The following is a 23,552-nucleotide window of genomic DNA, read 5'->3' as shown; positions in this document are numbered from 1 at the left end:
CTCTTTGTGAGCAAGGCCGCTGCAATTTTATGTGATTAGTCACGGAAATGACTATGCCGTTCCATACTGCCTTACGCGTTTAGCGGCTGCTTACATCTCACAATGGATCATGAATGAGGGTAAACATAATGAAGGTTTTTAAATGGGTTGTGGCTTCAATGATGATGGGCGCGATTTCATTTTCTGCGATGGCAGCGAAGGAAGTCACCAAAGAAGAAGTTAAGACAATGAACCTGCAGAAAATTGGCACCGTTAACACCACAGCGGAAACCACCTCGCCAATGGATGCTAAAAAAGTACTGTCTAAGCTCGCTGACGAAAAAGGCGGGAAATACTACCTGGTGATCGCCGGTCGCGAACACGGTAAATTCAGTGCAACGGCTGAAGTCTACAAGTAATTAACGCAGCCACATGAACTGCCAGGCATCCAGCTTAACCGGCTGGGTGCCATCAATCTTCTCTCCGCTCACCACATCCTGCAACGTATGCGCCACCGGCAATCGCGTTTCCACTGACCGGCCACTCAGATTAAACACGCATAGCAATCCGCCGCCGCTTTCTGGCTGATGACGGCTGAGCACCAGCAGGGCGTTTTCGCTGTCGTAGATCGTCATCGGATTATCAGGATGGAATGCGGGCTGACGACGACGCAGCTGGATCAACTGGCTGAGTCGGGTATAAATCTGCTGACGCAGCCAGTCACCACCCGCCAGGGCCGCCTCAATCTGCTGTAAATCATACTTCTGACGGTTAATCGCCCGGTTATGTCCGGCGGCCCGCACGCCATCATAATGGTTACGACCGCCCAGAATGCTCTGGACATAGATGGCCGGCACGCCAGGAAAGACCAGCAGAATCGCATGGGCCAGCAGGAAGCGTTTCAGCCGCGTGGCATCATCATCCGCTTCACGGTTCAGCGCATCCAGAAACGTGACATTAATTTCATAGGGGCTGGTGCTACCGTCAGGGTTATTTTTATAGGAGACCAGCGCGCCCTCCAGCGCCAGGTCGCGCACCAGCGACACAATCTCCACTTCAGACAGGATGCCGCGCGCCGGATTCAGCCCGATACCATCGTGAGACGCCAGGAAGTTGAAGAAAGTGGTGTCATTACTACTGAGATCCAGTGAGCTGGCCCACTGCCGCAACGCGCGCGCCGAGCCGGTGTGAATGGCATGCAGCACCAGTGGCGGCAGCGAAAACTGATAAACCATCTGCGCTTCATCGTGCCCGTTGCCCAGGTAGCTGATGTTGTCCTGATGCGGCACGTTAGTCTCGGTAATAATCACCGTACCTGGCGCGACATGGTTGGCAATCGCGCGGAACAGCTTCACCAGTTGATGGGTCTTTTCCAGATGAATACAGCGCGTGCCTGGCGTTTTCCACATATAGCCGACCGCATCAAGGCGCACATAGTCGGCGCCACGGACCAGGTAGTCGAGCAACACGTTGACCATGCGCAACAATACCTCAGGATTGGCAAAGTTAAGATCAATCTGGTCGGCACTGAAGGTGGTCCAGATGAAGCGGGTATCACCATCCGCCATCTTAAACGGTGTCAGCAGCGGCGAGGTGCGTGGGCGCGTCACGGCGCTGAGATCCGTGGAGGGTGGCATGCTGATAAAGAAATCGTCCCAGCCGGGATCCTGCGCCAGAAAGTGGCTGAACCAGGCGCTTTTTGCCGACATATGATTGCAGACGAAGTCGAACATCAGGCGGGTTTCCTGATGCAAACGCGAAATATCCTGCCAGTCGCCACACACCGGATCGACCTCGTGGTAATTAATCACCGAAAATCCGTCGTCGGACGACCAGGGGAAAAAAGGTAGCAGGTGAACCAACGGAAAGGTGGATTGCAGGTGCTGCTGATAGAAACGGGAAAAGGTATTGAGCGTGGGTTTATCGGTTTCACGAAACTGGTCGGCGTAGGTGATGAGCACCACATCCTGCTCATCCCAGTGGGCCTTGCGCGGCAGCTTAATCGCCTCGCGGGCTGTGGCAATGTCAGCCTTCAGGCGCGCTAAGGTCGCCTCCGGGAATGTGCCAGCATAAATCTTATCAATCAGATCGGTGATCGTTTCCATCGTGAATTGGGTGCCACAGCAGGTGTTGTTTTTATGACAGGCTTCTTTTTAGCGTAGCGCGATGATGGGGATTTTCAACCGGGGGAAAGCGTGTGAAGAGGGGGCCTGATGCGGCCCCCTGAAAAGCTTAGCGTTTTTTACCGAATGCCGCAGCCAGTGCATCACCCATTGCACTGTTGCCTGCGGATGCGCTGGCTGGACGCGGACGGCCTTTACCTGCAGCCGGACGTTTCTCTTCGCGCGGCGCGGCATTCTTCGCGCCACCCCGTGCATTGCCTTCGCCTGGCTGCTCATCAAGACGCATGGTGAGGGCGATACGTTTACGCTGGAGATCGACTTCCATCACTTTCACTTTGACGATATCGCCGGCTTTCACCACCTGATGGGGATCTTCCACGAAGCGATCAGAAAGCGACGAGATATGCACCAGGCCATCCTGATGCACGCCGATATCCACAAACGCACCGAAGTTAGTGACGTTGGTGACGGCACCTTCAAGGATCATGCCCGGCGTCAGATCGTTCAGTGTTTCAACGCCTTCCGCAAACTGCGCAGTCTTAAACTCAGGACGCGGATCGCGACCCGGTTTCTCCAGCTCTTTCATGATGTCGGTAACGGTCGGCAGACCAAAACGCTCATCAATAAAATCGCGCGGGCTGAGGTTACGCAGGCTGCCAGCATTACCCATCAGATCGCTGAGGGCCTGCTCGGTGGCGGCCAGAATACGTTCGACGACCGGATACGCTTCCGGGTGAACCGTTGAGGCATCCAGCGGGTTATCACCGTGGTTGATGCGCAGGAAGCCCGCACACTGTTCAAAGGCTTTTGGCCCAAGACGACTCACTTTCAGCAACTGCTGGCGGTTCTGGAAGCGGCCATTCTCGTCACGCCAGCCGACAATGTTCTGCGCCATCATGCGCGTCAGGCCCGCGACGCGGGTCAGCAGCGGCACCGAGGCGGTGTTGAGGTCAACGCCGACGGCGTTCACGCAATCCTCTACCACGGCGTCGAGTTTCTTCGCCAGCTGGCTCTGACTGACGTCATGCTGGTACTGACCGACACCGATGGATTTCGGGTCGATTTTCACCAGCTCAGCCAGCGGATCCTGCAGACGTCGTGCGATAGACACCGCGCCACGTAGTGAAACATCGAGATCCGGGAACTCCAGCGCCGCCAGTTCAGAGGCCGAGTAAACGGAGGCGCCGGCTTCACTGACAATGACTTTCTGCGCCGTCACCTGCGGGAACTGCTGCTGCAAATCCAGGAAGAAGCGCTCGGTTTCACGTGAGGCGGTTCCGTTGCCAATCGCCACCAGCTCAACCTGATGCTTAATGCAGAGCGCGGCGACGGCAGCGGCGGCTTTGGCAGTCTGGCCGGTGTGCGGATAGACGGTATCGGTCGCCACGACTTTACCGGTGGCATCGACCACCGCGACTTTAACGCCGGTGCGCAGGCCGGGATCCAGTCCCATAGTGGCGCGCATGCCCGCTGGCGCCGCCATCAGCAAATCGTGCAGGTTGCGGGCAAAGACGTTAATGGCTTCGTCTTCTGCGCGTTCGCGCACTGTACCCATCAACTCCGTTTCCAGATGCAGCATCACCTTGATGCGCCACGTCCAGCTCACCACCGCTTTACGCCAGCTGTCGGCTGGCGCGTTGTTCAGGCGCAGATTCAGGTGTTCAGCGATCAGCGTTTCGCCGTGGCTTTCACGTGGTGCTTCATCAAACTGCGGGTCAGCATTCAGCGACAGTTGCAGTACGCCTTCGTTACGGCCACGCAGCATCGCCAGCGCACGGTGTGACGGCACACTGCTCAGCGCTTCGTGGTGGTCAAAGTAGTCACGGAACTTCGCGCCCGCTTCCTCTTTGCCTTCCACCACACGTGACACCAGATGGGCATTTTTCCACAGATAGTTACGCACTTTGGCCAGCAGCGCGGCATCCTCGGCGAAACGCTCCATCAGAATATAGCGGGCACCATCCAGCGCGGCACGGACGTCAGCAACGCCTTTGTCCGCATCGACATACTGTTCAGCAAGTTGCTCAGGGATGTGAGAGGGCTCCTGCCAGAGCGTGTCCGCCAGCGGTTCCAGACCGGCTTCAATAGCGATCTGTCCACGCGTCCGGCGTTTCTGTTTGTAGGGCAGGTAGAGGTCTTCAAGCTCGGTTTTGCTGAGGGTGGTGTTGATGGCGCGGGCGAGGTCGTCAGTGAGTTTTCCCTGATCGTCAATCGACTTCAGAATCGACTGGCGTCGATCTTCAAGTTCGCGCAGATAGCTGAGACGGGTTTCCAGCTGACGCAGTTGGGTGTCATCCAGCCCGCCGGTTACCTCTTTACGATAGCGTGCGATAAACGGCACGGTATTCCCTTCATCTAACAGGCGAACGGCGGCGTCAACCTGCTCTGGTCGCGCCTGTAGCTCACTGGCAATTATCTGGCTCAGAACTTTCATCATCAGGACTGTCTTGCTTTCCGGGTTGAGAAATAGCCGACAGTTATACGGATTGATGGTTAAAATTGCCAGAGAAGCGGGCGGCTTTCAGCGATAATCTGAATCGTTATTGCGGGTAGTCAATGGCGTTGACATACCACAGCGCCGGACCCACGGGTGTCTCAACAGTGGCGGCATCACCGACCTCTTTTTTCAGCAGCGCCCGCGCCATAGGTGAGTCGATGGAGATGTAATCTTTGCGGCCAAAAATCTCGTCGTAGCCCACAATGCGGAAGCGTTTGAGGTCGCCCTCATCGTTTTCAATTTCCACCCAGGCACCAAAGAATACTTTGCCATCCTGCTGGGGTGAGTAATCAACGATTCGCAGCTGCTCAAGGCTTTTGGTCAGATAGCGTACGCGGCGATCAATTTCACGCAGCCGTTTTTTGTTGTACTGGTAGTCGGCATTTTCACTGCGATCGCCAAGGCTGGCAGCCCAGGTGACTTTCTTTGTCACTTCCGGTCGCTCTTCACGCCATAAATAGTCGAGTTCCGCTTTCAGTTTGTCGAAGCCTTCGCGGGTAATGAGTCGGGTTTTCATGCTATACCGGCCAGAGAGATCTAAAGAGCGACAGTGTAAGGCAAAGAGGGCGCGGCAAAAAAGAGTCGGGGAAAGGGTTTTTAAAGGTTAAAAACCCACGTTGATTTCCCCGGCGGCGAAAGGGTTGGTGCTGTGATTGAAATAGAGCCAGTCATCTGAAGCCGGCGAAAAAGCGTGCGTAAACTTATTTTCCGGCGTGGGTCGCCGTGGTGGTCGATGTGCCGGTGCTGTGACCGTCACCGCCGCCGCCGCCCATGGTGGCCAGTGCTACGCCCAGCAGGGCTGCGACTGCGCCAACACCGATGGCGTTAGAGTTACCTTGTGCTGTTGTTGTCGCTGCTGCGCCGGCCGCTTCACCGGTTGCAGTGGCTGCATAACCTGGGCTGACGCTGCCTAAGGCCAGCGCGCTCAGCAGTAAAATTGTTTTTTTCATTGTATGTAATCCCCGTTGAGACATCGAATGTTGCCTGAGCAGTCTGGTTTAAAAAGGGGAAGGCGAAAAGTTGGCTTTACTGATTGATTTAAAGGACTTTAATTACAACTGGCCTTGCTAATGGCACGACTGAAACTAATCCGAGAGGAGCGTCGGGCATTATGCGGGGTTGCTGGAATATTATGCTGTCTGGCTGTGGTTGAGGTAGATTATCTGGAGCATATTCACAGTGATGGCTGATCATTAAGTCAAATTATCTGCTAACTCACTGAATTAATACATTGATTAAAAGCTGGCACGCTTCCAACGCCAGCGATTCAGAGAAATAGGGCCTTTTTTTCAGATTTGCCGTATCGGCTGTCGGGCGGGGTTAAAAGCGCTAAAACTGACCCCAAAACGCCTTAAATCAAATATAAGCCCCTGTTTAATATGCTTTGTAACAATTTTGGCTAGAATATAAACCAATAATGACTGTCACTATAAGGCATCTTTTTTTAACAATGTTGGTTCAGGCAATAGCGCCTTTGGGAGTTGAAAATGCAAGAGAACTACAAAATTCTGGTCGTCGATGACGATATGCGTCTGCGTGCACTGCTTGAACGCTATCTCACCGAGCAGGGCTTTCAGGTGCGCAGTGTCGCTAATGCTGAGCAGATGGATCGCCTGTTAACCCGTGAATCCTTCCATCTGATGGTGCTCGACCTGATGTTGCCAGGTGAAGATGGCCTCTCTATCTGCCGTCGTCTGCGCAGCCAGAGCAACCCGATGCCAATCATTATGGTGACGGCTAAGGGTGAAGAAGTGGATCGTATCGTGGGGCTGGAGATCGGCGCTGACGACTATATTCCCAAACCGTTTAACCCGCGTGAGCTGCTGGCGCGTATCCGGGCGGTACTGCGTCGTCAGGCCAATGAACTGCCAGGTGCACCTTCGCAGGAAGAGGCGATTATTGCCTTTGGCAAATTCAAACTGAACCTCGGCACTCGCGAAATGTTCCGTGAAGATGAGCCGATGCCGCTGACCAGTGGTGAGTTTGCCGTGCTGAAAGCACTGGTAAGCCATCCGCGTGAGCCGCTGTCTCGCGACAAGCTGATGAACCTGGCGCGTGGCCGTGAATACAGCGCCATGGAACGTTCGATTGACGTTCAGATCTCCCGCCTGCGTCGCATGGTGGAAGAGGATCCTGCGCATCCGCGTTATATTCAGACCGTCTGGGGTCTGGGCTACGTCTTTGTGCCGGACGGCAGTAAAGCATGAAGCGACTGCGCTTCTCGCCACGGAGTTCGTTTGCCCGCACCCTGCTGCTGATCGTTACCCTGCTGTTCGTCAGCCTGGTAACGACCTATCTGGTGGTGCTGAACTTCGCCATTCTTCCCAGTCTGCAACAGTTCAATAAGGTGCTCGCTTACGAAGTTCGTATGCTGATGACCGACCGGTTGCAGCTGGAGGATGGCACGCAGCTGGAAGTGCCACCGGCGTTTCGCCGGGAAATCTATCGCGAACTGGGGATCTCGCTCTACACCAATGCAGCAGCAGAGGAGAGCGGATTGCGCTGGGCGCAGCATTATGAATTCCTGAGCGAGCAGATGGGACAGCAGCTTGGCGGTCCGACCGATGTCCGGGTTGAGGTTAACAAAAACTCGCCGGTGGTCTGGCTGAAAACCTGGCTGTCGCCCGATATCTGGGTGCGGGTGCCGCTGACTGAAATTCATCAGGGCGACTTCTCCCCGCTGTTCCGCTATACCCTGGCGATTATGCTACTGGCGATAGGCGGTGCCTGGCTGTTTATCCGTATCCAGAACCGACCCCTGGTGGATCTGGAGCACGCCGCCCTGCAGGTCGGGCGCGGGATTATTCCGCCGCCGCTGCGCGAGTATGGCGCGTCAGAAGTACGATCGGTGACCCGTGCCTTTAACCAGATGGCAGCCGGGGTGAAGCAGCTGGCGGATGACCGTACGCTGTTAATGGCGGGCGTCAGCCATGATTTGCGAACGCCGCTGACCCGCATTCGTCTCGCCACCGAGATGATGAGCGAGCAGGATGGCTATCTTGCCGAATCGATTAATAAAGATATCGAAGAGTGCAACGCCATCATTGAGCAGTTCATCGACTATCTGCGCACTGGTCAGGAGATGCAGACCGAGCGCGCGGATCTGAACAGCGTGCTGGGCGAAGTGGTGGCGGCTGAAAGTGGCTATGAACGTGAAATCGAAAATGCAGTGATGCCGGAAGAGCTTATGCTGGATATCAACCCGCTGTCGATTAAACGGGCGCTGGCTAACCTGGTGGTTAATGCCGCGCGATATGGCAATGGCTGGATCAAGGTCAGCAGCGGACGGGAACTGCATCGCGCGTGGTTTCAGGTAGAAGATGATGGCCCTGGCATCAAGCCGGATCAGCTGGCGCATCTGTTCCAGCCGTTTGTGCGGGGCGACAGTGCCCGCAGCACCAGCGGTACCGGTCTCGGTCTGGCGATTGTACAGCGTATTATCGATGCTCATCAGGGCTCGCTGGAGATTGGCGAGAGCGAGCGCGGAGGTTTGCGTATTCGTGCCTGGTTGCCGTTAGTGGAAAGCATGGCGCTGAGCCACAACAACGGCAGCAACAGCGTGTCGGGATAAAAAAACGGCGCGGCACTGTTATTGCCGCGCCGGTTCTTTTAGCGTTGCGGGCCCGCTTTCACCAGCGCAGCACCTGCGGCGTTATCGGTGTACTTGTCGAAGTTATCAATAAAGCGCTGTGCCAGACCCTCGGCAGCAGCAGTCCACTTCTCTTCACTCTCCCAGCTACGACGCGGATCCAGCGTGTCACTATCCAGCTCGCCCAGCGCAACCGGCATCTGCAGATTAAAGATCGGCAGCGTTTCCGTTGGCGCATCATCCAGCTCACCCGCCAGGATCGCATTGATGATGGCGCGGGTATTTTTCAGTGAGATGCGTTTGCCGCTGCCGTTCCAGCCAGTGTTCACCAGGTAAGCCTGCGCACCGGACGCTTCCATTCGCTTCACCAGCACTTCAGCGTACTGCGTCGGATGCAGCGTCAGAAATGCCGCGCCGAAACAGGCGGAGAAGGTTGGGGTGGGTGCCGTCACGCCACGCTCGGTACCGGCCAGTTTGGCCGTAAATCCTGACAGGAAATGATACTGTGTCTGCTCCGGCGTCAGACGTGAAACCGGTGGCAACACGCCAAACGCATCGGCGGTCAGGAAAATCACTTTCTTCGCGTGGCCCGCTTTTGAGACCGGCTGCACGATATTGTCGATGTGATTGATCGGATAGGAGACGCGGGTGTTTTCCGTTTTGCTGCCATCTGCGTAATCAATGCTGCCATCTTCGCGTACCACCACATTTTCCAGCAGCGCGTTGCGGCGAATGGCGCGGTAGATCTCCGGCTCAGCCTGCTCAGAGAGGTTGATGGTTTTGGCGTAGCAACCGCCTTCAAAGTTAAACACGCCATCATCGTCCCAGCCGTGTTCATCATCGCCAATCAGCTGGCGATCAGGATCGGTGGATAGGGTGGTTTTGCCGGTACCCGAAAGGCCAAAGAAGACCGCCACATCACCTGCTTTACCCACGTTAGCAGAGCAGTGCATGGAGGCGATGCCTTTCAGCGGCAGCAGGTAGTTCATGATGGCGAACAGACCTTTCTTCATCTCGCCGCCGTACCAGGTTCCGCCAATCAGCTGCATACGCTCAGTCAGATTGAAAGCGACAAAGTTCTCTGAGTTAAGACCCTGCGCCTGCCAGTCAGGATTGGTGCATTTAGCTCCGTTCATCACCACAAAGTCAGGTTTGAAGTCGGCCAGCTCAGCATCGTCAGGCTGGATGAACATATTCTTCACGAAGTGCGCCTGCCAGGCGACCTCGGTGACGAAACGTACGCTCAGACGTGAATCGGCATTGGCCCCGCAGAACGCATCCACAACAAACAGACGCTTGCCGGAAAGCTGGCGGGTGACGCAGCTTTTCAGTGCGTTCCAGGTCTCCTGCGACAGAGGCTGATTGTCGTTTTTGCCGGTGCCCTGGTCGTTCCACCACAGGGTATCGCGCGTGGTGTCATCACGCACAATGTACTTATCCTTAGGCGATCGCCCGGTGAAAATCCCGGTGTCTACTGCAATCGCGCCGCTCTGCGTCAGGGTGCCACGAGCAAAACCTTCCAGGTCCGGGCGCGTCTCTTCCTGAAATAGTGTGTCGTAATCAGGGTTGTAAACCACTTCCGTGGTATCCACGATGCCCAAAGCGGCAAGGTCTTGCGAGGTCAGGCCGTTAACGCGCATTTTACTGCTCCTTAAATCGGTGTCTGTTCTGCAAAGCAGAGATAGGTTGGGATCGTGCCAACCGGCTGTTGCATCAGGTGCGGCGAATCACTGACAGTCCACTGCGCTTCGTCACGACAGCCTGCAAAGAGAACCGGACTTTTCAGGGCATCTGCCTCTGGCTTCCGGGCGTTTGCACGATCGCGCGCAGTTTACTCTTCTGCGTTACGGGAAAAAGGGCAGTGATCTAAAAATGCGACTCAGGGCGCGTTAAGGCTATGTTTCGAACGTTTAAAAGATGTTATGAAAGTAAAAAAAGATAATTTGTCTGGAAAATTATGGGGATAGGAAAGGGGGAGAGGAGAAGGGGCGGCAGACGCCGCCCGAACAATCAAATCAATGCAGACGGTCATCATTCTCAAGGGAGTGGCTGCGAATACCGGCGATATCGACAGCATCAAACACGTAGTTTGAACCGCAATAGTCACAGTGCATGTCGATTTTGCCATCTTCCGCGATGATCTCGTCCACTTCTTCCTGTGGCAGCGTAGTCAGCACTTCGCCGCAACGTTCACGCGAGCAGGTACATTTGTAGATCACCGGCTGCGGATCGTAGAGGGTAACCTCTTCCTGATGATAGAGACGCCAGAGCGCTTCATTGGCAGGCAGATCGATCAGCTCTTCTGTTTTAATGGTTTCGGTCAGCGTCGCAAGGTGCTCGAAGACCTCTTTCTCTGTGTCCTGCGCGGGCAGCACCTGCAGCAGAATACCGGCGGCGCCTTTGTCGCTGGTGCGGATAAACAGACGCGTTGGCAGCTGCTCTGAGCGCATGAAGTAATCTTCCAGGCACGCTGCCAGGGTTTCACCTTCCAGCCCCACTACACCCTGGTAACGTTCACCCTTTTCAGGCGAAATCGTGATCACCAGATAACCGTTGCCCACCATGCTTTTCAGGGTGCTGTCGTCCGGGATATCGCCTTTGATGCGCGCAACGCCACGCAGCTCCTGATTGTTGTTGCCGTTGATCACGGCCAGCGACAGCGGACCGTCACCCTGCAGCTGTACGGTGATTTCGCCATCAAACTTCAGCGTGGCGGTCAGTAAGCTGGTCGCCACCAGCATCTCACCCAGCAGCGTTTTAACCGGGGCCGGATAGTCGTGGTTTTTCACGGTTTCACGCCAGGTGTCAGAGACATTCACCAGCTCGCCGCGCACGGCGGCATTTTCAAACAGATAACGGTGCAGTTGATCCTGGACTGACATATTTTTTCTCTCACTGGAACGGGGCGACGGTGCGTCAGCGAAGACGGCGTTATTCATCGCCCGATAATTTAAACTTCATCAAATCGCGACGCTCTTTTTTGTCAGGTCGCCGATCGGGATGGGGCATAGTCAGCGCATTGAGTTTGCGCGCCTGCGCCATTTTTTCGCGTTTTTCAATGCTGGCATCGGTTTCGCGATAGAGCTGCTGGGCCTCACTGGCGGGACGGCGCTGGGCGCTGATATCCGCCACGATCACGGTGCGTTCATCATTGCCCTGACGCAGTGTCAGTTCCGCATTCAGTTCCACCACTTTGCCGGGTTTGCTTCGCTGGCCGTTGTAATGGACTTTGCCGCCTTCAATCATCTCCCGCGCAATCGCCCGGGTTTTGTAGAAGCGCGCGGCCCACAGCCACTTGTCGAGGCGGACCTCTTCGCTGCTTTTCTCTTTCATTGCTGCTCCTGACTCAGATCAGCGTCCGGTAATCGCCAGTGGCCCGGTGACGCTGAAAGATTTGCTCAGGACGACCCGAATCAGGGTTCTTCACGCCTAAGCACCAGCCGATGCCCCATAACGTTGCAGCATCCAGAATCACTTCGTTGTCATCGATAAACAGCGTGCGCGCCGCAGAAAAGCCGGTGTGCTGTTGTACCGCCTGCCATAAACGTTGGTCTTCTTTCGGATACCCAAAGGTATGGGTGGAAAGTAATAAATCAAGGTGCGGCGCTAAACCTGTCTGCGCCAGTTTGACGTCCAGATTGTAAGGATGCGCGTTGGTCAGCAGGATGGTGGACTTGCCCGCGCGACGCAGCGCCTGCAAAAAAGGCAGCGTATCGTCACGCAGGGCAATTAGGCTGCGCATCGCCAGCGTCATGGCACGGATATCCAGCTTCAGCGCGTCTGCCCAGTAATCCAGACAATACCAGTTTAGCGTATGGGCGACGGCCTGATATTTTTCCGCAATGATCGCGTCGGCTTCCGCCCGGCTGATGCCGCGTTGCTGGCTGAGCTGTTCAGGCACATGCTCCAGCCAGAAGTGACGATCAAACGCCAAATCCAGCAGCGTGCCATCCATGTCGAGCAGCACGGTATCAATCTCAGACCAGTTGAGCATCCAGGTTCACCCTGTGAAAAAACCGGGCGACAGGGTAGCACAGAAGGGCAGGACTCAGAATATCGAGCGCACACCCTGCAAAGTGCCAAGGTTATGGTTGAAACACTTTTCGTAATACTGCTGGATATCGATCATGCGCTGGCGATTACGGTGCATGCGGCGAAGCGCCAGTAAGCCGTTAATTATCCCACAGGTCAGCAGCATCAGAAGCAGCAATACGGTGCCGAGATAGCGCCACTGCGCCATGGCATCCGGTTCATTGTGCAGGACAATGTGACGCGTGCCGTTGGCATCCGTTGAAATGCTGGTGATGATGCCGCTGGCGCTGAAAGGTGTATGCAGCAGTACGGTGGAGAGTCGTTGCAGCTCACGCCACTGAGAAGGCGGATCGAGATCAAACAGCGATACGGTGGGCTGCGGCTGATTCACTAACTGGCGACCTTCGTCGCTGACGATCAGGAATCCCCCTGGCGGCGGGCTGTTAAGATTTTCTGCCGCCCGACGGGTTTCGCGGAAAAAGAAGGTGGATGTAGCGGTATTAACCAGGTTTTCCAGCGCTTCCGCACTCACCGGGCGCAGCAGCACATTCATGCCGTTTAACTGACCGGAATCTGCCCGACGCATCAAAGCTTCCCAGTCTTTGGCATTGCCAAGGTTTACCAGGGCGTTTTTCAGCCGCATACAATCCTGCGGCTGATTGCAGAGATCCTGCGTTTTCATCACCAGATCTGAGAAGTCATCCAGCAAAATCATTCCGGACTTTTGAATCGCGGAAGCCAGCTGTGGGTTCAGTTTAGGGTCAGTATTGGTTTCGGGATGCAGCTGCTTTGTGGTGGTCTCCAGCAGCGCCGCCGCTTTATCAATAATGTCCGATTGCGGCTGCGGCAGTGGCGTCGCGTTATTCCAGTAGATCGCCGAACAGTCGAACGGCATGTAGGCGTAGCTGCGGTTGCTCTGATAGTTGTCCGGCACTGAACACATACCGGTGCCACTCACTTTGAGGTTATCGCCAATGTTCAGTGCCACGTTGCTGAGCTTATCAACGCTGCTGACCTCCAGGCTGTCGGTCCCTCTTGCCCAGGCCAGACTGAGTTTAATCGGCATCGTGAGCGGGATCCAGGTGACCAGCATAGTCAGCACCAACAGTGAACCACACGCCAGCACCACGTTTTTCCGCCAGCGCTGGATAGGGAAGTTTTTGACCTCATCCTGTAGCGACAGGAAGCGACCCTGACGCACCACCTGACGATTAAGGTAGATCTCGACATCCGTTACCTGACCGAGATCGTGTGCGACGTAAGGCTGCCAATGTGGCGGATAGGCAAGGTCAATAATGCCCAGCGTGATATTGCTCTGCTCCTGGTTCGATTCACTGAACAGACCCCAGCGTTTTGGTGCGCCGCGCAGGCAGTGTATATCACGCAGTCCGCGCTCGCCGGGAATGCGATAAAGCAGCCAGAGGCTGGCGCCAATCATTAATGTCCCCGTCAACACCAGCCAGATCATCAGCGTGGCAGGCACTAACAGGCTGAAGAAGAACAGTAAGAAGGCCAGAGAGATCGTCACCGCTTCACGCGTGCCGTCTGGCCGCGACAGACGATACTCTTCTGGCGTCTCTTTACGCACCTGCAGCAGCTCAACATTTTCTGTTTCTGCTTTGCGGATTGAGGCGTTGGTGGACACAGGACGCATGAGCACAGGCAGCGATTGCTGATCCACAGCGTAATCAACCAGCGAGTGGCCGTTCAGCGAGATCACCAGCGGAATAGATTGGGTGCGGATTAACTCCACATAGTTTTCGTCGGTAATGTACTGTTCCCACAGCGGCGGCAGATGAACTTCAACCTCATCCAGGTAATAGCGCCATTTATGGGGATCGTCTGTAGAGAGGCCGTAACGGGTAATTGCGCGGGTAACCGGATAGACATTGTTGCTCTGCGCTGTCAGCGTCAGCCGTTCAGACGCGCTTCGCTTATGGGTAGTGACAGGCGTACTGAGTTGTTTTTCCAGCGCGGCGACATACTTATCGACAGCCTCACGTTCCTGCGGAGAGAGCTTACGGCAGGGCGGACTGATGAATGGCAGTGGTTTCGCCAACGGCGGACGATGCCGCATAGCGTACCAAAACCCCATGCCTGCCAGGATTGAACAGGTCAGCACTATGGCCAGGATCATCAAGATTGTGCTCATGCTCTGCTCAATTCAGCCAAAATGCTGCCTTCACTTTAAACTTTCGCTCCCGGTTATGCTCACTATAAAAGAGACATTCCGAAAGATTATATAACCCTGAGGAGTCAGACACCCGATGAAATAGTGCCAGCGTATATCTGATTGGCATTTGTTAAACCCTGCCTTGTCCGAATGGTAACCGGCACAGACTGGATTAAATATCGGTATTATCTGAAACTTATCGCAGCGTATTGACTAATGCAAATTTAGTCTTAACTGATAACTAAAGCCTGTTATTCAACCGACTGAATCTGTGCAACGATAACGTCACTGTCTGACTGTCGCACAATTGCCTGCGGTTAGGTATGCTAATTCGCTACTGATAGCCGGCGCAGAATAATTTGAGGCTGATATGAAAATTCCAAAAAAACCTGACATCCTCAATATCACCGCCGTGGCACGTTCACGGTTATTCACTATTGAGTCGGTTGATCTGGCTTTCAGCAATGGTGCACATCGCGTCTATGAGCGGATGAAGCCTTCAGAGCGCGAAGCGGTGATGATTGTGCCGATTATTGATGATCATCTGATCCTGATTCAGGAGTACGCCGTCGGACTGGAAACCTATGAACTCGGCTTCCCGAAAGGGCTGATCGATGCAGGCGAAACCGTGAATGAAGCGGCGGTGCGCGAACTGAAAGAAGAAGTCGGCTTTGGTGCAGATCAGCTTACCACGCTGGGCAAGCTCACCATGGCACCTTCTTACTTTTCCAGCAAAATGAATATTGTGATCGCGGAAGGTCTCTATGCTGAAAAGCTGGAGGGTGATGAGCCGGAGCCGCTGATTATCCACCGCTGGCCGCTCAGCGATATGCTGTCGCTGCTGGACGAACCCGATTTCCGCGAGGCGCGTAATGTCAGTGCACTGTTTATGGCGCGCGAATGGCTGGTGAAACAGGGACGGCTGCGTTACTGAACAGGATGCTTTAATGAATAAAAAAGCCGACAGATGTCGGCTTTTTTATCGTGCAATAACAGGGATCACATCAGAACAGTTCGTGACTCTCGCCGTTATCCATAATAGTGGTACCCACATCGTGAACCGAATATTCGGTCGGCTGGGTACCATTGATGAAGTACTCCTGACGCGTGTTACCGCCGCCATTTGCCAGCTTGCCGGTACTGCGATCGATTGTCACCGTGACGACGCCATCCGGCGGTGTCAATGGCTGCACCGGTACACCGTCCAGCGCGCTCTTCATGAACTCATCCCATGCCGGTTGCGCACTCTTCGCGCCACCTTCATAGCCCGATATCTGATCGGGAATCGCGCCGGAAAGCGTACTGCGGCCCAGATTACGGCGCGCATCATCAAAACCGATCCATACGGAGGTCACTACGCCAGGGCCGTAACCCGAGAACCAGGCATCTTTCGAGCTGTTGGTGGTACCGGTTTTCCCGCCGATATCATTACGTTTAAGGTCACGTCCGGCACGCCAGCCCGTTCCCATCCAGCCCGGTTCGCCAAAGATATTACTGTTCAGCGCGCTCCTGATGAGGAAGCTGAGCGGCGTATTGATCACGTGAGGTGCATATTGCTGATCGCCCTGCTGAGCCTGAGCAGGAACCTGCTCCAGTTCAGGCTGAGGAACTGCCTGATTCTGGTTGTTATTTGAGGCAGCAACGTTCTCAACACTCTCTTCATTCAGCGCCAGCGCTTTTTTGGTCTCACCATAGATCACCGGCAGATTGCACTGCGGACAGGCGATCTTCGGTTTCTCTTCAAAGACGGTGCCGCCCTGTTCGTTCTCAATCTTCGTAATGAAGTAAGGATCAACCAGGAAGCCGCCATTCGCCATCACGGAGTAGCCACGCACCACCTGTAATGGGGTGAATGAGGCCGCACCCAGTGCCAGCGACTCGGTGTGAACAATGTTCTGCGCCGGGAAACCAAAGCGCTGCAGATACTCTGCGGCATAATCCACGCCCATCGCACGCATCGCACGCACCATCACGACGTTTTTCGACTGACCTAATCCCTGACGCAGACGAATCGGACCATCGTAAGTTGGCGGTGAGTTTTTCGGACGCCAGTCTGCACCGGCACCTGCATCCCAGCGTGAAATCGGCACATCGTTCAGGATGGAGGCGAGCGTCAACCCGCGATCCATGGCGGCGGTATAAAGGAAAGGCTTGATGTTAGAGCCGACCTGGCGCAGTGCCTGGGTCGCACGGTTAAACATGCTCTGGTTAAAGGCAAAACCACCTACCAGCGCGCGCACCGCACCATCATTCGGATCCAGTGAGACCAGTGCCGAGTTCACATCCGGCACCTGACCCAGCCACCAGTCGTCACCCACTTTACGCACCCAAATCTGCTGGCCAGCCTGCAGGACCTGCGTCACGCTTTTCGGCGTCGGGCCCTGCACGGTGTCAGACTTATAAGCACGCGCCCAGCGCACACCGGCTAATGACAGCGACACATTGCTGCCATCCTGCATCATAACGGTCGCTTCATCGCTGCGTGCTTCCGTTACGACGGCCGGGTGGAGCGGGCCATAAACCGGCAGCACCTTCAGCGCTTTCTCGATCTTCGTCTGATCCCAGGCCGGTTCACCCACTTTCCACAGCACGCTGGTCGGTCCGCGATAACCATGACGCATATCGTAGGCCATGACGTTATTGCGCACCGAGGTCTGCGCGGCTTCCTGCAGACGACGAGTCACGGTGGTGTAAACCTTGTAACCGTCGGTGTAGGCATTATTGCCGTAGCGTTTCACCATCTCCTGACGCACCATCTCGCTGAGATAAGGGGCAGAGAAGGCGATTTCCGGGCCATGATACTTCGCCACCAGCGGTGTATTACGGGCCTCGTCATATTGCTGCTGCGTGATGTAATGCTGATCCAGCATACGCGCCAGTACCACGTTGCGGCGCGACAGGGCGCGGCTCGGCGAGTAAAGCGGGTTAAAGGTAGACGGCGCTTTCGGCAGACCGGCAATCATCGCCATCTCACTCAGCGACAGCTGGTCAACGGGCTTACCGAAATAGACCTGTGAGGCTGCACCGACGCCATAAGCGCGATAGCCCAGGTAGATCTTATTCAGGTAGAGCTCAAGGATTTCATCTTTATTCAGCAACTGCTCAATGCGGATCGCCAGGAACGCTTCCTTTATTTTACGCATCAGGGTGCGTTCCGGACTCAGGAAGAAGTTACGGGCCAGCTGTTGAGTGATGGTACTTGCACCCTGTGAAGCATGACCGGAGACCAGTGCAATGCTGGCCGCACGGAAAATACCCACCGGATCAACACCATGGTGCTCATAAAAACGGCTGTCCTCGGTCGCAATAAACGCTTTCACCATGACAGGTGGCACTTGCTGCAGAGTCAAAGGGATACGGCGCATTTCGCCATACTGGGCGATCAGGTCGCCATCGGCGCTGTAAACCTGCATAGGGGTTTGCAGACGCACATCTTTCAGCGTGTTCACGTCGGGCAGCTGTGGCTCTATATATTTGTATAAACCATAAATCGAGCCAGCTCCCAACAGGATGCAACACACTGTAAGGATTAATAAATACTTTACGAACTTCACCTGGAATTTCCCATCTGTTGTCGTTTGAGCAGTTTATAAACAACCGCGCGGTAGTATAAAGGCAAGCCAGACGCTTTGATATGTCCATTTTCCCGGACGATAAGGAGATCGCGCGCATGGCTTTTCATACCTGGCAAATTGGGCTGGATATTCAGAATAGGCAGATTTGTGCCCTTGCCCTCCAGCCTCGTCGTGATGGCTGGCAGCTACGCCACTGGTGGCAGCAGCGGCTGCCGCAAGATACGTTAAGAAACGGCGTGCTGCAATCTTCGCCTGAATTACTGGCGGCCTTAACGGCATGGCGTCAGCGGTTGCCGCGTCGTTATTCGCTGCGTGTCGCACTGCCCGCCCGGCTGGTGTTACAGCGCCAGCTTCCCCTGCCTGCGCAGGCGCTGAACGAACCCGCGCTGGGGCATTACGTGCAGGCGGCCGCGCGCCGTCTCTTTCCTCTGGAGCCCACTGCGCTGGCGCTGGATTACCGGCCGGATGCAAAGCGTGATCAACTCTGCGTCACGGCCGCGCGGCTGGAGATTATCGATCAGTGGGCAGCGCCACTGTTACAGTCAGGATTAAAGCCGCAGGTGTTTGAACTGACCACTAATGCGTTGAAGCGATTAGCCCGGCAGGCAGCACTGAAATCCGGCGCGGTACTGGTTCTGCAGCAGGATAACCGCTGGCTCTGGAGCGATGCGCACTCAGCGGCTGACATCGGCGAAGTCGCCACACTGGCGGCCCTGCGGCAGCAGGCTTTCCCCGACGCCAGTTTTGTTGCCTGGTGCGCCGCAGAGCCGGGTGTACTGCCCGCCGAAGCCACCCGCTTTTCCCCTTTTGATCTCTTTCGCTATAAGCAACCTCCTTTGCCGGAAAACCCGGGAGCCTTTGCGCTGGCGGCCGGGCTGGCGCTACGTGATGGAGATGAATAATGGTGGCGGTTAATCTGCTGCCCTGGCGGCAGCACCGTCGGCAACAGCAGCAGCGGCAGAGTCTGGTGATGCTGTTACTGATGCTGGGTACGTTGTTTCTGGTTGTTGTGCAACAAACCTGGCAGATCCATCAGGCGCGTCAGCAGGTGGCGCAGACGCGCAGTTTACAGCAGCAGGCGCTGGACGCTCTGGGACAACAACTCGCGCAGCAAAAGCAGTTACTCGCCCGGCTCGCCGTCGTACAAAAACAGCAGGCAAAGCAGCGTCAGCAGGCCGTGCAACTGGCTGCCTGGCAGCAGTTCTGGCTCAATTTACCCGTGTTGATGCCCGATTCCGCCTGGCTGACCCGTCTGGAGAAGCGTGACAATCATCTGACTCTGGAGGGCCAGGCGCAGGATATGGCCTCGGTCCGGCAATTCCGCCAGCAGTTAACTACGGTCGCCCTGCTGGATCAGGTTAAGCAGGGCGGTGTAAAGCGGCAGGCCGATGGCAGTTATCGTTTTTCACTGCGGGCAACGGTCCAGGCGGTGGCTGATGAATGAGTGGTGGGAGCGGTGGTGGCAGATGGCCGCGCTTCCGCGTTACGGCTTGCTCGCCGCCCTCGCATTCTGCCTGCTCCTGCTCTCGTGGATTCTCTGGCTGCGGCCACAGCAGCAGGCGCTGACAACTGAAAAGGTGGCGCTGTTGCAGTTGACCCGTACCCTGCAGCAGCGCCAGCAGCAGTGGCGTCAGCATCCTGATAATGAGGTGTTGCAGGTGCAACTGGCGGAAATTCAGCGTGCCCGGTCTGTATCTGGCACATCAGGCCTGGCACTGGAAGCGATTCTGGCGGCACGTCGTAACCAACTGGAAGAGTGGCAGCCGGATGCACCCTCCCGCGTGCTGACGCTGCATCTGCAGTGGCCGGCATTCCAGTCGCTTTTTGCCGAGCTTGCCGATGCCTCCGCACCGTTTCCGGTGCATTTCCTGCTGCTGGCGCAGCCGCAGTTCCTGATCGCTCAACTCTGGCTGGAATCTGACGATGCGCCATAGCCTGCTGATTTTACTGCTGTGCTGTAGCAGTGTGGTGGCGCGTGATCCGTTCAGGCCGGTTGCCGGTTCAGTGTGTGAAGCGTCAGTGGAACCGCTCACTGGCTGGCGTCTGCAGGGGATTATTGGCCGGGAGGCGCATTTCCATGCCTGGCTGATTGGTCCGCATAAAGAGATTGTCATCGCCCGCATCGGCAAACCTTTTCCTGTAGCGCCCTGGCAACTCACTGACATGACCCGCCGCAGCATCACCTTAGCGGTGCAAAACAGCTGCACCGCACAACAGACTACATTCTATTTAAAAGGACGTTCGTATGGTTTGGATAGCCACTCTGCTGCTGGTCATCAGCTGCCTGCTGCCGGTTTACGCCGCTGATGAGGAACCGCTCAGCCTGACATTTGATAATGCACCGGTAGAGCGTATTTTGCAGGCGCTGGCTGATTATCAGCAGATCAATCTGATGATTGCGCCAGAGGTGGAAGGTTCGTTATCGCTGCGGCTGGATAACCTGCCGTGGCATCAGGCGCTGGAGCTGGTGGCGCGCATGGCAAAGCTGACGCTGATTGAACAGGATAATGTCCTGCTGGTCTATCCGGAAAGCTGGCAACAGGCGCAACAGCAGGCTCGTGCGGCTGAGCAGCAGGCGCAGTTGCAGCAGGTACCTTTGCAGCAGCGCGCGGTCACATTGCGTTATGCCAGCGCCAGCGAGGTGCATGCCAGTCTGCTGAGTGAGCGGCAGTCGCTGATGACGGCGCGCGGCAGCGTGACAGTCGATAAACGGACCAATGCGCTGTTACTGCGCGATACCGCAGCGGCTTTAAAAGAGACAGAACGCTGGATACGGGCGCTGGATCTGCCACTGGAGCAGATTGAGCTCTCAGCGCATATCGTTACCATCAGCGAAGAGCATTTGCAGGAGTTGGGGGTGAAGTGGGGATTGCAGGCGGGTGACGCCGCAGTGACTGACATTCTGCACCATCCCCGTCTGGATATCCCGCTGGCGTTGAGTTCACCCGGCATCAGCGTGGGGATGGCGCTGGCGCGTATAGGCGGCCAGCTTCTGGATCTGGAGTTAAGCGCGCTGGAACAGGAAAACCAGATTGAAATCATCGCCAGTCCGCGCCTCTTTACCTCGCATCAGCAGACCGCATCAATTAAACAGGGCACGGAGATTCCTTACGAAGTGTCCGCAGGAAACAGCGGGGCAACCAGTATTGAGTTTAAAGAAGCGGTGCTGGGCATGGAGGTGACACCGACCCTTTCTGGCAATGGTCGCATCCAGCTGAAAATTCATATCAGCCAGAATATGCCGGGTCGCAGCATCAGAACCGGTGACAGCAACATATTATCCATTGATAAACAGGAAATTGAGACTCAGGTCACGGTCAGTGACGGGCAAACACTGGCGTTAGGGGGTATCTTTCAGCAGCAGCGTAGTCGTGGCGAGAATAAGGTGCCGCTACTGGGAAATGTGCCGCTGATTGGCGGGTTATTTCGCCAGCAATCTGAGCAGCGCAAAAAAAGAGAGCTGGTGATCTTCATTACGCCACGATTGGTCAGGGAAGCAGCGCTTACGGCTGGATAAAACGGAAAATGCGTCCCTTAAGGCCATCTGCGTTGACGCAGGAGAGGAATTAGCTTACAAGGTTTAGCGATTTTCAATACGGTGTAACCGTCTAGGCTGGGTAAATCCCGGCAAACAGATCAGAAAACTTCTCTGTAAGCAGCGTTGTAAAAGACGCAGCGCTGGCGCGTTACAGTTTCGCGAACACAGGCCAATTCAGAAATGGATGTGCTGAAGGCAATATAATCGGTTGCCAAACAGCCTTGAGTGTTGAGATAATTTTTCATCTGACTCTTGCTAACGCTCATGAGGTCTCAGTTCCTGTCCCGCCAGCGAATGCTGAACGCGGGGTATCATTAACGAATTCTTAGTAATACCGACAAAATGGCAGAGAAACGCAATATCTTTCTGGTTGGGCCGATGGGTGCCGGCAAAAGCACTATTGGCCGTCAGTTGGCTCAGCAACTCAACATGGAGTTCTTCGATTCCGATCAGGAAATTGAGCGACGCACCGGAGCGGATGTGGGCTGGGTTTTTGATGTCGAAGGCGAAGCTGGCTTTCGCGATCGCGAAGAAAAAATCATCAACGAACTGACCGAGAAGCAAGGCATCGTCCTGGCGACAGGCGGGGGTTCCGTCAAATCCCGGGAAACGCGTAATCGGCTCTCCGCTCGCGGTGTTGTGGTTTATCTTGAAACCACCATCGAGAAGCAACTGGCGCGCACCCAACGTGACAAAAAACGTCCGTTGCTGCAGGTGGATTCACCGCCGCGTGAAGTGCTCGAAGCGCTGGCTGGCGAACGTAACCCGCTCTACGAAGAGATCGCCGATGTAACCATTCGCACAGATGATCAGAGTGCGAAAGTGGTGGCGAATCAGATTATCCACATGTTGGAAAAAAGTTGATCCAACGTTCGAAGGCTCTTTAACAGGTATCGAGCATCATGGAGAAGATCACCGTCTCACTAGGGGAACGCAGTTACCCCATCACTATCGCCGCCGGACTGTTTAACGATCCGGCTTCTTTTTGGCCGCTACGCGCGGGCGAAAACGCCATGGTGGTGACAAACCAGACGCTGGCTCCGCTTTATCTTGACCCGCTTACAGCGCTGCTGAAGGCGGCTGGTGTAAAAGTGGATCAGGTGATCTTACCCGACGGCGAGCAATACAAGACGCTGGCCGTAATGGATCAGGTTTTTACCGCACTTCTGCAAAAGCCGCACGGTCGTGATACGACGCTTATCGCCTTAGGCGGTGGCGTCATTGGCGATCTTACCGGTTTTGCTGCGGCCAGTTATCAGCGTGGCGTACGCTTTATTCAGGTACCGACCACCTTACTGTCGCAGGTTGATTCTTCGGTTGGCGGTAAAACGGCCGTTAACCATCCGCTGGGCAAAAACATGATCGGCGCGTTTTATCAACCCGCGTCGGTGGTGATTGATACGGCCTGTCTGAAGACACTGCCCGCGCGCGAACTGGCGTCGGGTCTGGCGGAAGTCATTAAGTACGGCATCATTCTCGACGGGACATTTTTTGAGTGGCTGGAGCAGAATCTTGATGCTCTGCTGGCGCTGGATGAACAGGCGCTGGCGTACTGCATTCGTCGCTGCTGTGAGCTGAAAGCCGAGGTTGTTTCGGCCGATGAGCGTGAAAACGGTCAGCGGGCGTTGCTTAATCTGGGCCATACTTTTGGTCATGCGATTGAAGCACATATGGGCTATGGCAACTGGCTGCATGGTGAAGCCATTGCGGCAGGCATGGTGATGGCAGCACGAACGGCTGAACGTCTGGGGCAGTTCCAGGCGCAGGAGACCGACCGCATTATTGCGCTGTTCCGCCGTGCCGGTTTACCGGTGCATGGGCCGCAGGCGATGAGTGCGGAGATGTATCTGCCGCACATGATGCGCGATAAAAAAGTTCTGGCGGGCGAACTGCGGCTGATACTCCCGCTGTCGATTGGTCGCTCTGAAGTGCGTGGTGGCGTGGCACATGATATGGTGCTGGCTGCGATTAATGATTGTCAGCAACCCTGAGATTAAGCAGTTGAGTGGTGACGCGGCGCGCAGGGTGCGCAGTGCGGAATGCCGC

At 55.5% G+C, this 23,552-nt stretch carries 21 protein-coding genes; 11 read left to right on the top strand and 10 right to left on the bottom strand.

Annotated features, from left to right (window positions below; genetic code table 11):
• Nucleotides 1-128: 128 nt before the first annotated feature.
• On the top strand, nt 129-398 hold the full coding sequence (locus Q7C21_RS10230; protein WP_003853019.1) for a YdgH/BhsA/McbA-like domain containing protein: 270 nt from the start codon (nt 129-131) through the stop codon (nt 396-398).
• On the opposite strand, the gene Q7C21_RS10225 is transcribed toward Q7C21_RS10230, so the two are convergent.
• The 4 genes from Q7C21_RS10225 to yjbE form a co-directional block, all read right to left on the bottom strand.
• On the bottom strand, nt 399-2,084 hold the full coding sequence (locus tag Q7C21_RS10225; protein ID WP_375150703.1) for an alpha-amylase family glycosyl hydrolase: 1,686 nt from the start codon (nt 2,082-2,084) through the stop codon (nt 399-401). It lies immediately after the preceding gene.
• Nucleotides 2,085-2,211: 127 nt separating this feature from the next.
• Nucleotides 2,212-4,539: a Tex family protein gene (locus Q7C21_RS10220; RefSeq protein WP_008926271.1), complete on the bottom strand. Its 2,328-nt coding sequence runs from the start codon at nt 4,537-4,539 to the stop codon at nt 2,212-2,214.
• A gap of 103 nt (nt 4,540-4,642) precedes the next feature.
• Nucleotides 4,643-5,116, bottom strand: a complete 474-nt coding sequence (gene greB, locus Q7C21_RS10215) for a transcription elongation factor GreB (protein WP_003853016.1) — start codon at nt 5,114-5,116, stop codon at nt 4,643-4,645.
• Between the two features lie 184 nt (nt 5,117-5,300).
• A complete protein-coding gene (gene yjbE, locus Q7C21_RS10210) occupies nt 5,301-5,549 on the bottom strand; it encodes an exopolysaccharide production protein YjbE (protein ID WP_003853015.1) in 249 nt (82 codons plus the stop codon).
• 537 nt (nt 5,550-6,086) lie between these two features.
• On the opposite strand from yjbE, the gene ompR reads away from it, so the two are divergent.
• Complete coding sequence (gene ompR, locus Q7C21_RS10205; protein WP_003853014.1) at nt 6,087-6,806, top strand: two-component system response regulator OmpR; 720 nt, start codon at nt 6,087-6,089, stop codon at nt 6,804-6,806.
• Nucleotides 6,803-8,170 carry a two-component system sensor histidine kinase EnvZ gene (envZ, locus tag Q7C21_RS10200; protein ID WP_003853013.1) on the top strand — a complete coding sequence of 456 codons (1,368 nt, stop codon included), beginning with the start codon at nt 6,803-6,805 and terminating at the stop codon, nt 8,168-8,170. Before ompR ends, envZ begins: the two co-directional genes overlap by 4 nt.
• A gap of 38 nt (nt 8,171-8,208) precedes the next feature.
• On the opposite strand, the gene pckA is transcribed toward envZ, so the two are convergent.
• The 5 genes from pckA to Q7C21_RS10175 all read right to left on the bottom strand — a co-directional run bounded on the left by pckA (nt 8,209) and on the right by Q7C21_RS10175 (nt 14,372).
• Complete coding sequence (gene pckA, locus Q7C21_RS10195; protein ID WP_039660825.1) at nt 8,209-9,828, bottom strand: phosphoenolpyruvate carboxykinase (ATP); 1,620 nt, start codon at nt 9,826-9,828, stop codon at nt 8,209-8,211.
• Between the two features lie 375 nt (nt 9,829-10,203).
• Nucleotides 10,204-11,070 (bottom strand): Hsp33 family molecular chaperone HslO, encoded by an 867-nt coding sequence (hslO, locus tag Q7C21_RS10190; RefSeq protein WP_003853011.1) that lies wholly within the window; start codon nt 11,068-11,070, stop codon nt 10,204-10,206.
• A gap of 49 nt (nt 11,071-11,119) precedes the next feature.
• Complete coding sequence (gene hslR / locus Q7C21_RS10185; protein WP_003853009.1) at nt 11,120-11,521, bottom strand: ribosome-associated heat shock protein Hsp15; 402 nt, start codon at nt 11,519-11,521, stop codon at nt 11,120-11,122.
• A 13-nt stretch (nt 11,522-11,534) separates the two neighbouring features.
• A complete protein-coding gene (gene yrfG, locus Q7C21_RS10180; protein WP_003853007.1) occupies nt 11,535-12,182 on the bottom strand; it encodes a GMP/IMP nucleotidase in 648 nt (215 codons plus the stop codon).
• A gap of 54 nt (nt 12,183-12,236) precedes the next feature.
• Nucleotides 12,237-14,372, bottom strand: coding sequence for an intracellular growth attenuator family protein (locus Q7C21_RS10175; protein WP_033743308.1), 2,136 nt, complete (start codon nt 14,370-14,372; stop codon nt 12,237-12,239).
• 391 nt (nt 14,373-14,763) lie between these two features.
• Between Q7C21_RS10175 and nudE the strand changes: the two genes are divergently transcribed.
• The gene (gene nudE / locus Q7C21_RS10170) at nt 14,764-15,327 is read left to right on the top strand and encodes an ADP compounds hydrolase NudE (RefSeq protein ID WP_003853003.1); all 564 of its coding nucleotides are present in this window, start codon (nt 14,764-14,766) and stop codon (nt 15,325-15,327) included.
• Between the two features lie 70 nt (nt 15,328-15,397).
• Here nudE and mrcA read toward each other — a convergent pair whose 3' ends face one another.
• On the bottom strand, nt 15,398-17,947 hold the full coding sequence (mrcA, locus tag Q7C21_RS10165; protein WP_008926270.1) for a peptidoglycan glycosyltransferase/peptidoglycan DD-transpeptidase MrcA: 2,550 nt from the start codon (nt 17,945-17,947) through the stop codon (nt 15,398-15,400).
• Nucleotides 17,948-18,063: 116 nt separating this feature from the next.
• On the opposite strand from mrcA, the gene pilM reads away from it, so the two are divergent.
• The 7 genes from pilM to aroB all read left to right on the top strand — a co-directional run bounded on the left by pilM (nt 18,064) and on the right by aroB (nt 23,497).
• Nucleotides 18,064-18,870, top strand: a complete 807-nt coding sequence (pilM, locus tag Q7C21_RS10160) for a pilus assembly protein PilM (protein WP_140916367.1) — start codon at nt 18,064-18,066, stop codon at nt 18,868-18,870.
• On the top strand, nt 18,870-19,412 hold the full coding sequence (locus Q7C21_RS10155) for a PilN domain-containing protein (protein ID WP_003852996.1): 543 nt from the start codon (nt 18,870-18,872) through the stop codon (nt 19,410-19,412). Before pilM ends, Q7C21_RS10155 begins: the two co-directional genes overlap by 1 nt.
• On the top strand, nt 19,405-19,902 hold the full coding sequence (locus Q7C21_RS10150) for a hypothetical protein (RefSeq protein WP_008926267.1): 498 nt from the start codon (nt 19,405-19,407) through the stop codon (nt 19,900-19,902). The genes Q7C21_RS10155 and Q7C21_RS10150 overlap by 8 nt, the downstream gene beginning before the upstream one ends.
• Nucleotides 19,892-20,275 carry a HofP DNA utilization family protein gene (locus tag Q7C21_RS10145; RefSeq protein ID WP_003852993.1) on the top strand — a complete coding sequence of 128 codons (384 nt, stop codon included), beginning with the start codon at nt 19,892-19,894 and terminating at the stop codon, nt 20,273-20,275. Before Q7C21_RS10150 ends, Q7C21_RS10145 begins: the two co-directional genes overlap by 11 nt.
• On the top strand, nt 20,214-21,485 hold the full coding sequence (gene hofQ / locus Q7C21_RS10140) for a DNA uptake porin HofQ (protein ID WP_071591710.1): 1,272 nt from the start codon (nt 20,214-20,216) through the stop codon (nt 21,483-21,485). Before Q7C21_RS10145 ends, hofQ begins: the two co-directional genes overlap by 62 nt.
• 363 nt (nt 21,486-21,848) lie before the next feature.
• The gene (gene aroK / locus Q7C21_RS10135; protein ID WP_003852989.1) at nt 21,849-22,370 is read left to right on the top strand and encodes a shikimate kinase AroK; all 522 of its coding nucleotides are present in this window, start codon (nt 21,849-21,851) and stop codon (nt 22,368-22,370) included.
• A gap of 38 nt (nt 22,371-22,408) precedes the next feature.
• Nucleotides 22,409-23,497, top strand: coding sequence for a 3-dehydroquinate synthase (gene aroB / locus Q7C21_RS10130; protein WP_039660822.1), 1,089 nt, complete (start codon nt 22,409-22,411; stop codon nt 23,495-23,497).
• Nucleotides 23,498-23,552 lie beyond the last annotated feature (55 nt).

Origin of the sequence: Pantoea sp. ANP04 (assembly GCF_041982285.1) — a bacterium.
Lineage (GTDB): Bacteria > Pseudomonadota > Gammaproteobacteria > Enterobacterales > Enterobacteriaceae > Pantoea > Pantoea eucalypti.
The sequence above is the reverse complement of the archived record's forward strand: the minus strand, read 5'-3'. Positions and strand labels throughout refer to the sequence as shown.